The sequence below is a fragment of the Microbacterium sp. AC026 genome (genome assembly GCF_979258475.1).
Genome location: NZ_OZ409857.1, coordinates 500,872 through 513,642, shown reverse-complemented (window position 1 = coordinate 513,642; position 12,771 = coordinate 500,872). Strand labels below are relative to the sequence as shown.

Below are 12,771 nucleotides of genomic sequence, written 5' to 3'. Positions count from 1 at the left end.
TCCGCTCAGCGAACCGAGGAAGTGAGGTGATCGTGCACGACATCGTCCAGCGCGGTCTCTACTTCGAGGAGTTCGTCACCGATGCCCGATATCTTCATCGCCCTGGGCGCACCGCGACCGAGGCCGACAACGTCCTCTTCACGACGCTCACGATGAACACCCAGGCGCTGCACCTCGACGCCGCCTTCGCCGATGGGCAGCAGCCGTTCGGTGCGCGTCTGATCAACTCGATGTGGACGCTCTCGACCATGGTCGGGGCATCCGTCGCGCAGCTCACGCAAGGCACCCTGGTGGCGCAGCTCGGGTTGGGCGAGATCGCCTTCCCGCATCCGCTGTTCGCCGGTGACACGCTGTACACCGAGAGCGTGGTCGTCGACAAGCGGCTCTCGACGTCACGAGCGGGGCAGGGGATCGTGACCATCGCGCATACCGGACGCAACCAGGACGGCACAGTCGTCGCCACCGCGACCCGAACGGTGCTCGTGCACTGCCTTCCCGAGGGGGAACGATGAGCTTCGATCTCGGACCGGCACTGCTCTTCTGCCCTGCCGATCGACCCGAACGGTTCCGCGGCGCCCTCGAGAAGGCGGACGCTGTCATCCTCGACCTCGAAGACGCGGTGCTGGCCGAGGCGAAGGCCGCAGCTCGCGACAATCTCGTCGATGCCGACCTGGACCCCGATCGAGTGATCGTCCGCGTGAACCCACCGGGTTCCGACGCCCTCGTCTCAGACCTCGCCATGCTCTCTCAGACCGACTTCCGCACCGTGATGGTCGCGAAGACCGAGAGCGCTGAGAGCCTCACCGCTTTCGAGGAGAGGTTCTCGTTGATCGCCCTGTGCGAGACGGCGAAGGGGATCCACGCGGCAGATCGCATCGCAGCACATCCGCAGGTCGTCGCGATGATGTGGGGCGCGGAGGATCTCGTCGCCTCCCTCGGCGGCACATCGAGCCGCACACCGGAGGGTGGCTATCGAGACATCGCGCGCTATGCCCGCTCCCGCGTTCTCCTCGAAGCGGGGGCACAGGGCAAGGGCGCCATCGACGCCGTGCACATCGAGATCGGCGATGTCGCAGGTCAGGAGGCCGAGGCTGTCGACGCTGCCGCGTCCGGGTTCGTCGCGACCGCGTGCATCCACCCGAGTCAAGTGGCGGTCATCCGCGCGGCGTACGCTCCGGACGACGCGACGCTCGAGTGGGCCCGCCGGGTTCTCGCCGCCTCAGCGAGCGAGCGAGGCGTGTTCCGCTTCGACGGACGCATGATAGACGAGCCCGTGCTGAGGCATGCTCGGTCGCTGCTCGGTCGCACCCGCTGATCGAACGACCTGTGGCGGTCTGTCGTTCAGACCAGGATCGCCTGGTCGATGAGACGCAGAGATCCGGGGAGGCCTCGAAACGGTGGGCGGAACCGTTCGCGAGCACCTCGCCGACGCGCGGCAGCGTGCCGCCTGAGACGTGGTTGATCAGTGACCGGATCACGCCGCCGTGCGTCACGACGATGACGGACTCCGCCACCGGTGCGGAGCGACGGCGAGCATCGCGGGCGATCGCGTCGAGGGCGACCAGCGCCCGTTCGGCGACACCTTCCAGGGTCTCCGCGCCGGGAACCGGCGAGAGCCAATCGCCGTACTTCTCGATGTAGTCGGAGACGAGCATGCCCTCGCCCTCACCGAACTCGCGCTCGCGCATGTCCGGCACCAGCACGGGAGCCCCGAGGCCCAGGCTTTCGGAGATGATCTCTGCCGTCTCCCGCGCCCGCTTCAGCGGGCTGGCGTAGATCGAGTGATGTGTCACGCCCTCGAGACGATCCGCGGCGGTCCGTGCGTCCGCACGGCCCTTCTCGTTCAGGGGGATGTCGGTGGAGCCCTGGATCCGTCGGGCGAGGTTCCAATCCGTCTGGCCGTGGCGGATGAGCGTGAGCAGAGTCATTCGAGGAGCTCCTGGATCGCGGGGAGCACGTCGCTGGTGCCTGCGGCGATGGTGGCATCGGCCCAGACATCCGCGCGCGTCGGCTCGCGGTTGATGATGATGAGGGGGATGCTGCGGCGTCGTGCGCGCTCGACGAGGCGCACACCGGAGTTGACGACGAGGGAAGAGCCGGCGACGATCAGCGCATCGCTCGCCCGGAGCAGCGACTCCGCGGCCTTGAAGCGCCCCTGCGGCACGTACTCGCCGAAGAACACGACGTCGGGCTTCAGCATCCCTTCGCACACCGTGCACACCGGCACGATGAAGCCGTCGGTGCTCTCGGGGAGCACGTCGCCGTCGGGAGCGAGCGCCACATTCTCGGGGACGGAGATCCACGGATTGCGCTCTTCGATCTGCACTGCGATGTCGCGGCGATCGAAGACCTGGCCGCACTTCAGGCAGAGAACCCTGCGCATGGTGCCGTGCACTTCGATGACGTGCGAGCTGCCCGCGCGCAGATGCAGTCCGTCGACGTTCTGGGTGATGACGCCGGTGACGTGTCCGGAGGACTCCATGGCGGCGAGAGAGAGATGGCCGGGGTTCGGCTCGGCGCGGGCGAACGCCCGCCAGCCGAGATGCCCGCCGACCCAATAACGACGCCGCGCCGTCTCATCGGCCAGGTACCGCTGGATCGTCATGGGATCAGTCCGGTTGCGCGACCCTTCGCCGCGGTAAGCGGGGATTCCCGAGTCCGTGGAGATCCCGGCGCCGGTGAGCAAGGCGATCTTCCGACCGCGCAGGAGTTCGGCGGTGCGAGCGATGGTGGTCGACAGTTCGACCGGACTCGATGCGCTCACAGGACCTCCCTGTGCGAGTCTACGGCGTGCGCAGGCCGCTCGACGCGTCGCGGCCGACCGCGACGGCGACTCGGAGAGCGATGGCAGACTGGGGCTCGTGGAACTGCTGCGCGTGACGAATCCCGATGATCGACGACTCGACGACTATCGCGCACTGACCGACACCGCGCTCCGAAGTGTGAGCGACCCGGCCGGCGGGCTGTACATCGCCGAATCGACGAAAGTCATCGCGCGAGCAGTCGCTGCGGGGCATCGTCCGCGATCGGTCCTCGTTCAGGAGCGGCGGGTGGAGGACATCCGAGCGATCGTCGGAGAACTCGATGTACCTGTGTACGTCGTCCCGGACGACGTGGCGGAGGCGCTGACCGGTTTCGCCGTGCACCGGGGCACGATCGCCTCGATGCATCGTCCTGACCTGCCGACGGTGCGTGAGGTCATCGACTCCGCCACGCTCGTGCTGATTCTCGAGAACGTCGGCGATCACACGAATGTCGGCGCCGCATTCCGTGCGGCCGCCGCGCTCGGAGCGGATGCCGTGCTGGTGTCTCCCGGGGGAGCCGACCCCCTGTACCGGCGCAGCGTGCGTGTCAGCATGGGAACGGTGTTCCAGGTGCCGTGGACCCGGATCACGGACTGGGCGTCCGCCGTCACCGACCTTCATGCCGCAGGGTTCGACGTCGCAGCCCTCGCGCTGAGCGACGACGCGGTGACTCTCGACGCCTACGTCGCGTCCCGCCCCGAGCGCGTCGCTCTCGTCATGGGATCCGAAGGCGACGGACTCTCACGCACCGCCCTCGACGAGGCAGACACCGTGGTGACGATTCCCATGTCGGGAGGCGTCGACTCGCTGAACGTGGCGTCTGCCGCGGCGGTGGCGCTGTGGGCGCTCGGACGCCGCTGACGGGATGGGATGGGATGAGATGGTCAGTCGGACGACGGGAAGATGATCGGCGAGGGCTCGGGACGCTTCGCGACGATGTGATCACCGGATGACTCATGGCGAAGACGCCGCAGCACCCACGGAACCAGATGCTCCCGCGCCCAGCCGAGGTCTTCGGAGCGCGCCTCCCGCCAGGTGCGCAGCGGAAGCGGCTCGGGCTGCATGGACTCGAGGTCGTTGGGCACGTTGAGCGCGCGCAGCGCCATGCGGGCGACCTCATGATGGCCCAGCGAGTTGTAGTGCAGACGGTCGTCATCGAAGAACCGCATGTCCTGCACGACCTTGAGCGCCCACTGGTCGGCGACGATGCAGTCGTGGCGCTCGGCGATCGCGCGGACGTTCTCGTTGTAGATCGCGACCTTGCCGCGGAACGCTCGGAAGACAGGAGTGAAGGCGGTGTCGATCCCGGTGAACAGCAGCACGGCGGCACCCGTCGACGACAGGCGTGCGACGGCGTCCTCCAGCTGGACGGCGATGGCGTCGGGGTCGGTGCCCGGACGGATCACGTCGTTGCCGCCCGCGCAGATCGAGATCAGGTCGGGATGCAGCGCCACGGCGGGTTCGATCTGGTCGCGCACGATCTGGGCGATCAGCTTGCCGCGCACGGCGAGGTTGGCGTACGCGAAGTCGTCGACCTGACGCGAGAGCACCTCGGCGACGCGGTCGGCCCAGCCGCGGTGGCTGCCGGGCTGCGAGGGGTCGGGGTCGCCGATCCCCTCGGTGAACGAGTCGCCGATCGCGACGAACCTCCGCCAGGGGTGCGGATTCTCGTTGTCGAGTTCCGGGGTTCGGATCGAATCCTGGTCTGTCATCCAGCTCTCCTTCGCGAACGAACGCGGCCCATCTGGGGCGGCCACGCAGTGACCGAGCCTACTCGGGTGCGTGGGCTGCGGGGAGGACGCGCGCGGCGGATCGCGTGAGCGTGCCGAGTGTCGGCGGCAGCGATTATCGTTGACTCGATGCTTTCTCCGTCCTTCCCCCAGCGCGCCCCCTGGGGCACTGCGAACAAGCTGCGCGCCTGGCAGCAGGAGGCGCTCGAACAGTACTTCCAGGCGGATCAGCGTGACTTCCTCGTCGCGGCGACACCCGGTGCAGGCAAGACGACCTTCGCGCTCACCCTCGCGGTCGAGCTCATGCGCATGGGGGAGGTCAACCGGATCATCGTGGTCGCGCCGACCGAGCATCTCAAGACGCAGTGGGCCGATGCAGCAGCGCGGGTGCACATCCGTCTGGATCCCCGGTTCCGCAACAGTCATTGGGCGCCGGCGCGGCATTACCACGGCGCCGTCGTGACCTACGCGCAGGTCGCGGCGAAGTCGTCGGTCCACCGTCATCTGACCGAGGATGCGAAGACCCTCGTCGTCCTCGACGAGGTGCATCACGGCGGAGACGCCCTCAGCTGGGGTGATGCGATCCGAGACGCGTACGGGCCGGCGAAGCGCCGACTGCTGCTGTCTGGAACGCCCTTCCGCAGCGACACCGCACCGATCCCGTTCGTGGAGTATCACCCTGACGAGTCCGGTGCACGGATCTCCCGCACCGACTATAACTACGGCTACGGTCGCGCCCTGGCTGACGGCGTCGTCCGCCCCGTGCTGTTCCACATGTACGCCGGCAAGATGCGATGGCGCACGAGCACCGGAGACGAGCTCGAGACGCATCTCGGGCAGGACAACACCAAGGACGTGACCTCGCAGGCCTGGCGCACGGCGCTCGACCCCGAGGGCGAGTGGATGCCGGCTGTGCTGTCCGCAGCCGATCGTCGTCTGACCGAGATCAGGCATCACGTTCCGGATGCCGGCGGCCTGGTGCTCGCGACCGATCAGACCGTCGCGCGTGCCTACGCCAAGATCCTGCACAGCATCACCGGTCAGCAGCCGACGATCGTCCTGTCCGATGACGCGACGGCCTCCGAACGCATCGAGAAGTTCAGCAACAGCGAGGACCGCTGGATGGTCGCGGTGCGCATGGTGTCCGAGGGGGTGGACGTGCCGCGTCTCGCGGTCGGCGTCTACGCCACGTCGTCGTCGACGCCGCTGTTCTTCGCTCAGGCCATCGGCCGATTCGTGCGAGCACGCCGCCGTGGCGAGGCCGCGAGCGTATTCCTCCCTCAGGTGCCGGTCCTGATGGGTCTCGCGAACGAGATGGACAAGCAGCGCGATCACGCGCTCGACCGTCAGTCGAAGGACGACGACGGGCTTGAGGACTCGCTGCTCGACTCCGCGAACCGCGAGGACGACGCGCCCGACGCGCTGACCCAGGAATTCAGCTATCAGGCGCTCTCATCGGTGGCCCACTTCGACCGCGTCGTGTTCGAGGGCCAGGAGTTCGGTCAGCTGGCCGAGCCGGGCACCCCCGAAGAAGAGGAGTTCATCGGCTTTCCCGGTCTTCTCGAGCCCGAGCACGTGCACGAGCTCCTGATGCAGCGACAGGCGCGGCAGACGCGACTGCGAGAGACGAGAGAAGCCGAGGCGGGTCCCACCGAGACGACGACGCTCCCTGCGCCCCTGCACCGCACGCTGCGCGAGCAACGGCAGCTGCTGAACAGCCTCGTGGGGCTGTACGCCCGTCAGAAGGGCGAACCGCATGGCGCGGTCCATGCCGAGCTGCGCCGGATCTGCGGTGGACCAGCAGTCGCCCAGGCGACCGTGACGCAGCTGCAGTCCCGTATCGACGTACTCCGCAAGCGCGTCCGCTCCTGAACCCTGGCGTCGGTTCGGATACCCGAAAAGCTGGCAATACCGTCGCCGGGTGCGACTGAGACGGGCTCCCGAAGCTAGCGTTGAACGGTTGCCCCGAGAACGGGGACCGTCGATCAGGAGACTTCATGACAGCCCCCGCTGCCGCCGAGCCCACCGCCGCAGACCGCCGCCGCTGGGCGCGGTACCTCGTCGAGGAACGCGCCGAAGGACACGTGTACCAGAAGCTCGCGAGCCGACGCACGGGTGAGGAGCGTGAGATCCTTCTCAGCCTCGCCGACGCCGAGCGGCGCCATGAGCAGCACTGGCTCGATCTGCTCGGCGCGGAACCGGTCCGATTGCCACGCGCCGGCATCCGCTCCCGCCTCCTCGGCTGGATGGCGGGCCGCTTCGGATCCATCTTCGTGCTGGCCCTCGCGCAGAGCGCCGAGGCACGTTCACCGTACGACTCGGAGCAGTACGCGACGCCGGCGATGCGCGCTGACGAGAAAGTGCACTACGAGGTGGTTCGCGGTCTCGCTGCGCGGGGTCGGCGTCGCCTGTCGGGCTCGTTCCGCGCAGCGGTCTTCGGGGCCAACGACGGCCTCGTGAGCAACCTCGCGCTCGTGCTCGGCATCGGCGCCACGGGCGTCAGTTCGGGTTTCGTCCTGTTCAGCGGCATCGCAGGCCTGCTCGCCGGCGCGCTGTCGATGGGAGCGGGGAGTTCGTGTCCGTGCGGTCTCAACGAGAGTTGCTCGCGTCGACGGAGGCCAACGAGGATGCTGCCGCATCCGCCGCCGACCTCGACATCGATGAGAACGAGCTCGCTCTGGTATACCGGGCGCGCGGGATCGGCCAGCAGGAGGCTCTGGAGCGCGCACGGCGCATCGTCGATGCCGCGCGCGCCGGCGTGGAACGCACCGCCACAGGGCCGGTCCACGTCCACGCCGGAGACGACCACGAGATCGTCGGCAGCGACTGGACCGCCGCGATCTCGAGCTTCCTGCTCTTCGCATCCGGCGCGATCATCCCCGTGCTCCCGTGGCTCTTCGGGCTCGAGGGGACCACAGCGGTGGTCGTCGCTCTCGTGCTCGTGGGCATCGCGCTCCTGTCGACAGGAGCGATGGTCGGCATCCTGTCCGGAGGGCCGCCCCTGCGTCGTGCGCTGCGTCAGCTGGCGATCGGTTTCGGAGCCGCAGCGGTCACGTACGTGCTCGGTCTGGTGTTCGGCGTCGGCGCGGTCTGACAGGCGCCGGCCCGACCGCGTCGGACAGGACTCGACGATCCACGCGAGTCCTGTCCGATGACACGGCGACATCGGAAACGAAGAAGGCCCCGGATATCATGTGGATATCCGGGGCCTGTCTGTGCGCGGAGGGGGACTTGAACCCCCACGCCCTTACGGGCACTACGACCTCAACGTAGCGCGTCTACCATTCCGCCACCCGCGCAGGTGTTGGATGTTCGTTGCCGAACGAAGATTTACATTAGCACGAGCTTCGGGGCACTCAGAAACCGACGGCGACGCCCGGGCGCGCCACGGCCTTTCGATAGCCTGGACTCCATGACTGACGTGTCTCTGCCCGAGGTGGTTCGCATCGCGCGCGACCTGATCCGATTCGACACCTCGAACTTCGGCGGGGGCAACGCGAAGGGCGAGCGGGAAGCGGCCGAGTACGTCGGCGCCTATCTGCAGGATCTCGGCCTGGAAGTCGAGTACTACGAGCCCATCCCGCGGCGCACGAACGTCATGGCGCGGGTGCCCGGACGCGACCGGAGCAAGCCGGCGCTCGTGGTGCATGGCCACCTCGACGTCGTCCCGGCCATGGCCGAGGACTGGACCGTCGATCCTTTCGCGGGCGTCGTCAAGGACGGCATGCTCTGGGGGCGGGGCGCCGTCGACATGAAGAACATGAACGCGATGATCCTGACGGCGGTCGGCGACCTGCTGCGAGCGGGCGAGCAGCCCGAACGCGACCTGGTGCTCGCCTTCTTCGCCGATGAGGAGAACGGCGGAGTGGAGGGATCGGCTCTCGTGGTGCAGAACCGCCCCGAGTGGTTCGAGGGCGCGACCGAGGCGATCAGCGAGGTGGGCGGCTATTCGATCACGGTCGACGATCGCCGCGCCTACCTGCTGCAGGTGGGGGAGAAGGCGCTCATCTGGATACGCCTCGTGGCGAAGGGCCGCGCCGGCCACGGAAGCCGTCTCCACGACGACAATGCGGTCACGAAGCTCGCGGAGGCCGTGGCGGCCCTGGGTCGCACGCGGTGGCCCCTGCGACTCACTCCCACCACCGAGGCACTGCTGCAGGGCTTGAGCGATCTCACCGGGCGCTCCGTCGACGACCCGGATGCCCTCGCGGCGGCTGCAGGGCCCGCCGAGGCCTTCCTCCGTTCGTCGTTCCGCACGACGACGAACCCGACCGCCCTGTCCGCCGGATACAAGCACAACGTGATCCCCGAGCGTGCCGAGGCGCTGATCGACGTGCGGGTGATCCCCGGAACCGAAGACGACGTGCTCGCCGAGCTGCAGCAGATCGTCGGCGACGAGATCGAGATCCAGACGGTGGTGCGGGACATCGGCATGGAGACGCCTTTCGACGGCGAGCTCGTCGAGGCGATGGTCGCGAGTCTCGGCCGGCATGACCCCGGTGTGCCGGTCATCCCGTACCTGCTGGGTGCAGGAACCGACAACAAGGCGCTCGCGTATCTCGGAATCACCGGGTACGGGTTCGCGCCTCTCCGGCTTCCCGCAGACCTCGACTTCACCGGGATGTTCCACGGGGTCGATGAGCGGGTGCCCGTAGAATCGCTTGTCTTCGGTCAGCGGGTGCTGGCCGATCTGCTGCGCACGTATTGAGCTCTCGGCTCCACGTCCGCGCACCACGACTCAGAAAGCTCCTCCATGCACTTGTTCGAAGCGCTCATCCTCGGCATCGTCCAGGGACTCACCGAGTTCCTCCCGATCTCCTCCAGCGCCCATCTGCGCATCCTCGGCACCTTCCTGCCGTCGGGCGAGGATCCCGGCGCCGCGTTCACCGCGATCACCCAGATCGGCACGGAGGCGGCGGTCGTGGTGTTCTTCTGGCGCGACATCGTGCGGATCATCGCGCAGTGGTTCCGGTCGCTGACCGGCAGGGTCCCGCGCAGCGATCCGGATGCGCGCATGGGATGGATGATCATCATCGGCAGCATCCCGATCGTGGTCCTGGGGCTGCTCTTCCAGGACCAGATCGAGACCGTCTTCCGCTCCCTCTGGATCGTCGCGATCATGCTGATCGTCTTCGGCATCCTGCTCGGGATCGCCGACCACGTCGGCGCGAAGCGGCGCAAGCTCGATCAGCTCACCTACCCGCACGGCATCGCATACGGCTTCGCGCAGGCTCTGGCGCTGATCCCCGGAGTCTCGCGCTCCGGTGGAACGATCACGATGGGACTCTTCCTCGGCTACGAGCGTGCCGCAGCCGCTCGCTACGCGTTCCTGCTCGCGATCCCCGCCGTGTTCGGCAGTGGCTTCTACCAGGTGTTCAAGAGCTGGGACGAGCCGTCGTTCTTCTCCTTCGGAGACACGCTCGCGGCGACGGGCATCGCATTCGTCGTGGCGCTCGGCGTGATCGCCTTCTTCATGAACTACATCTCGAAGCGGAGCTTCCTGCCGTTCGTGATCTACCGCATCCTCCTGGGCACCGTCCTCCTGGTGCTGCTGGGGACCGGCGTCATCGCGGCGTGATGACGAGGGCCCCGGCGACTACCGCTTGTGGTCGCCGGGGCCGTCGCCACGGCGCTTGAGATAGCGCTCGAAGGCCTGAGCGATGGCATCGCCCGACGCATCGGGGAGTCCCACGTGTCGCGCGTGCGCTCGAGCTGATGGATGTACTCGGTCATGTCCTCGTCGTCCGCGGCGGCGGCATCGATCGATGCCTCCCAGGCGGCGGCCTCGGTGCGCAGGTGGTCGCGAGGCACATCCACGCCGGTCAGCTCCTCGAGCCGATCGAGAAGAGCGAGGGTCACCTTGGGCGACGGTGTGGCGGAGGCGACGTAGTGCGGCACGCTCGCCCACAGACTGGCGGTCGGAATGCCGGCGCTCTCGGCGAAGTGCTCGATGACGCTGAGAATTCCGACGGGGCCTTCGTAGAGCGAGCGCTCGAGGCCGTGCGCCTCGCGGACCTGCTCGTTCTGGCTCGAGGCGAAGATCGAGATGGGGCGGGTGTGGGGCACGTCGGAGAGCATCGCGCCGAGCGTCACGAAGCCCGTGATGTCGTCGCGGAGAGCGACGTCGATGAACTCCGATGCGAAAGCCTGCCAGGTGCGCGCAGGCTCCACGCCCGTGAGGATCCAGAACTCGGGACCGGGGCCGGGGTCGCGCGGGCGCCAGAGTCCGGCTTCGGGCCAGGTGAGCTGGCGACGCCCTTCGGCGTCCATCTTCGTCGCAGGGCGCGTGTACTGGTAGTCGAAGTACAGTTCCGGGTCGATCGAGTGCACGAGGTCGTAGTCCGTCGTCTCGCGCAGTGCGGCGACCGCGCCGCTCGCGGCTTCCCCTGCGTCGTTCCACCCGTCGAAGGCGACGATGACGATGCGTGAACCGAGGCCATCCATCGTGGGCTCCCTTCGTGGATTCCGGATCGGTATCCCTCCAGGCTAGTCCGACGGCGCGGGGACGGGGTGGAGCCACGGGTAACATGGTTCGGTGAGCAGACAGCCCCGCGCGATCCTCTGGGACATGGACGGAACACTCGTCGACACCGAGCCGTACTGGATGGCGGCCGAGACCGCGCTGGTAGAATCCTTCGGCGGCACGTGGACCCACGAAGATGCGCTTCAGCTCGTCGGCAACGGACTCATCGACAGCGCGATCATCCTTCAGAACGCGGGCGTCGACATGGATGCCGAGGCGATCATCTCGCTCCTCACCGACGGCGTCCAGGATGCACTGCGCACGCAAGGAGTGCCCTTCCGCCCCGGCGCCCGCGAGCTGCTGCAGGACCTGAGGTCAGCGGGGATCCCCACAGGACTCGTCACGATGTCGCTGCGTCGCATGGCGCTGAGCGTCGTCGACCTGATCGAGTTCCAGGCCTTCGACATCGTCGTCGCCGGCGATGATGTGACCAACCCGAAGCCCCACCCCGAGCCCTACCTCCACGCGGCATCCCTGCTCGAGATCGACATCGCCGATGCTGTGGTCATCGAGGACTCGCCGACCGGGCTCCGCGCGGGCATCGCATCCGGCGCCGTCGCCCTCGGCGTGCCGCACATCGTCTCGCTCGATCACGTGGGCGCGCATGAGCTGTGGCCGAGCCTCGAGGGGCGCACCGCCGCCGACCTGATCGAACTCTTCGACCGAAAGACCTCCATGACGGGAGCCACCCGATGACCGACACCACCTCACAGCGGCCGAGCGGGCCGTTCCGCGAGGGCGATCGGGTGCAGCTGACCGGCCCCAAGGGGCGCCTGCACACCGTGACCCTCCGAGAGGACGGCGAGCTGCACACGCACCAGGGCGTGCTCCGGCACCGCGACCTCATCGGTCTGCCCGACGGCTCAGTGGCCGCGAACAGCTCGGGACACGAGTACCTCGCGCTCCGCCCTCTGCTCCGCGACTTCGCGATGTCGATGCCGCGCGGCGCCGCGATCGTCTACCCCAAGGACGCCGCGCAGATCGTGATGCAGGCCGACATCTTCCCCGGTGCCGTCGTCGTGGAAGCGGGTGTCGGGTCCGGTGCCCTTTCGCTCTCGCTCCTGCGGGCCATCGGTCCGGTCGGCCGGCTGGTGTCGTTCGAGCGTCGTGAGGACTTCGCCCAGGTCGCACGGGGCAACGTCGAGACCTTCTTCGGCGAGACGCCGGACACCTGGGACGTCGTGGTGGGAGATCTCGCGGATGCGCTGCCGGCGGAGTTCCCGGCGGGCACGGTCGACCGTGTCGTACTCGACATGCTCGCGCCGTGGGAATGCATGGATGTCGTCGCCGACGCACTCACCCCCGGCGGCGTCGTGCTGTGCTACGTGGCCACCGCCACGCAGCTCTCGCGGGTGGCCGAGTACATCCGGAGCACGGGCCTGTTCACGGATCCCGAGGCGTCCGAGACGATGGTTCGCGGCTGGCACGTCGAGGGTCTCGCCGTGCGGCCCGATCACCGGATGGTGGCGCACACCGGCTTCCTCCTCACGGCTCGTCGGCTGGCGCCGGGCGCCGTGGCTCCTCAGGTGAAGCGCAGGGCATCGAAGAGCAGCTACGGCGATGCGGATGTCGAGGCGTGGACGCCGGGGGCTGTCGGCGATCGCGAGATCAACGACAAGAATCTGCGCAAGCGGGCGAGAGAGGCCGCGAAGGCCGCTGAGGGCGCCCGTCTCGCCGCCGGTTCGCGCGAATCCGAGCCACCGACGGAATAGAC

The 12,771-nt window shown here is 68.1% G+C and carries 10 protein-coding genes, 1 tRNA gene and 3 pseudogenes; 9 read left to right on the top strand and 5 right to left on the bottom strand.

Annotation, left to right across the window (positions count from 1 at the left end; all coding sequences use genetic code 11):
* The first annotated feature begins 26 nt into the window (after positions 1-26).
* Positions 27-512, top strand: coding sequence for a MaoC family dehydratase (locus ACZZ93_RS02695; protein ID WP_463510421.1), 486 nt, complete (start codon positions 27-29; stop codon positions 510-512).
* On the top strand, positions 509-1,315 hold the full coding sequence (locus ACZZ93_RS02690) for an HpcH/HpaI aldolase/citrate lyase family protein (RefSeq protein ID WP_463510420.1): 807 nt from the start codon (positions 509-511) through the stop codon (positions 1,313-1,315). Before ACZZ93_RS02695 ends, ACZZ93_RS02690 begins: the two co-directional genes overlap by 4 nt.
* A gap of 130 nt (positions 1,316-1,445) precedes the next feature.
* On the opposite strand, the pseudogene ACZZ93_RS02685 reads toward ACZZ93_RS02690, so the two are convergent.
* Both ACZZ93_RS02685 and ACZZ93_RS02680 read right to left on the bottom strand, forming a co-directional pair.
* Positions 1,446-1,928: pseudogene (locus ACZZ93_RS02685) on the bottom strand (histidine phosphatase family protein); the annotation flags it as partial.
* On the bottom strand, positions 1,925-2,764 hold the full coding sequence (locus ACZZ93_RS02680) for a Sir2 family NAD-dependent protein deacetylase (RefSeq protein WP_053096052.1): 840 nt from the start codon (positions 2,762-2,764) through the stop codon (positions 1,925-1,927). The gene ACZZ93_RS02680 and the pseudogene ACZZ93_RS02685, both read right to left, overlap by 4 nt.
* A 97-nt stretch (positions 2,765-2,861) precedes the next feature.
* Between ACZZ93_RS02680 and ACZZ93_RS02675 the strand changes: the two genes are divergently transcribed.
* The gene (locus tag ACZZ93_RS02675) at positions 2,862-3,665 is read left to right on the top strand and encodes a TrmH family RNA methyltransferase (protein WP_053099109.1); all 804 of its coding nucleotides are present in this window, start codon (positions 2,862-2,864) and stop codon (positions 3,663-3,665) included.
* A gap of 23 nt (positions 3,666-3,688) precedes the next feature.
* Here ACZZ93_RS02675 and ACZZ93_RS02670 read toward each other — a convergent pair whose 3' ends face one another.
* Positions 3,689-4,516, bottom strand: coding sequence for an SGNH/GDSL hydrolase family protein (locus tag ACZZ93_RS02670; RefSeq protein ID WP_053096053.1), 828 nt, complete (start codon positions 4,514-4,516; stop codon positions 3,689-3,691).
* 147 nt (positions 4,517-4,663) lie between these two features.
* Here ACZZ93_RS02670 and ACZZ93_RS02665 point away from each other — a divergent pair, with 147 nt between their 5' ends.
* Positions 4,664-6,406, top strand: a complete 1,743-nt coding sequence (locus ACZZ93_RS02665) for a DEAD/DEAH box helicase (protein ID WP_463510419.1) — start codon at positions 4,664-4,666, stop codon at positions 6,404-6,406.
* A 125-nt stretch (positions 6,407-6,531) separates the two neighbouring features.
* Positions 6,532-7,628 (top strand): annotated as a pseudogene (locus ACZZ93_RS02660) (VIT1/CCC1 transporter family protein).
* A gap of 122 nt (positions 7,629-7,750) precedes the next feature.
* Here the strand turns inward: ACZZ93_RS02660 and ACZZ93_RS02655 are convergent.
* Positions 7,751-7,833 (bottom strand) — tRNA-Leu (locus tag ACZZ93_RS02655).
* A gap of 113 nt (positions 7,834-7,946) precedes the next feature.
* On the opposite strand from ACZZ93_RS02655, the gene ACZZ93_RS02650 reads away from it, so the two are divergent.
* Entirely contained in the window at positions 7,947-9,242 is a 1,296-nt protein-coding gene (locus ACZZ93_RS02650; RefSeq protein WP_056278716.1) for a M20/M25/M40 family metallo-hydrolase, read from the top strand.
* Positions 9,243-9,287: 45 nt separating this feature from the next.
* Entirely contained in the window at positions 9,288-10,112 is an 825-nt protein-coding gene (locus tag ACZZ93_RS02645) for an undecaprenyl-diphosphate phosphatase (RefSeq protein ID WP_053096057.1), read from the top strand.
* Positions 10,113-10,130: 18 nt separating this feature from the next.
* On the opposite strand, the pseudogene ACZZ93_RS02640 reads toward ACZZ93_RS02645, so the two are convergent.
* A pseudogene (locus tag ACZZ93_RS02640) lies at positions 10,131-10,978 on the bottom strand (PAC2 family protein).
* Positions 10,979-11,069: 91 nt separating this feature from the next.
* Here ACZZ93_RS02640 and ACZZ93_RS02635 point away from each other — a divergent pair.
* Positions 11,070-11,753: an HAD family hydrolase gene (locus ACZZ93_RS02635; protein ID WP_072591272.1), complete on the top strand. Its 684-nt coding sequence runs from the start codon at positions 11,070-11,072 to the stop codon at positions 11,751-11,753.
* Entirely contained in the window at positions 11,750-12,769 is a 1,020-nt protein-coding gene (locus ACZZ93_RS02630) for a tRNA (adenine-N1)-methyltransferase (protein ID WP_053096060.1), read from the top strand. Before ACZZ93_RS02635 ends, ACZZ93_RS02630 begins: the two co-directional genes overlap by 4 nt.
* Positions 12,770-12,771 lie beyond the last annotated feature (2 nt).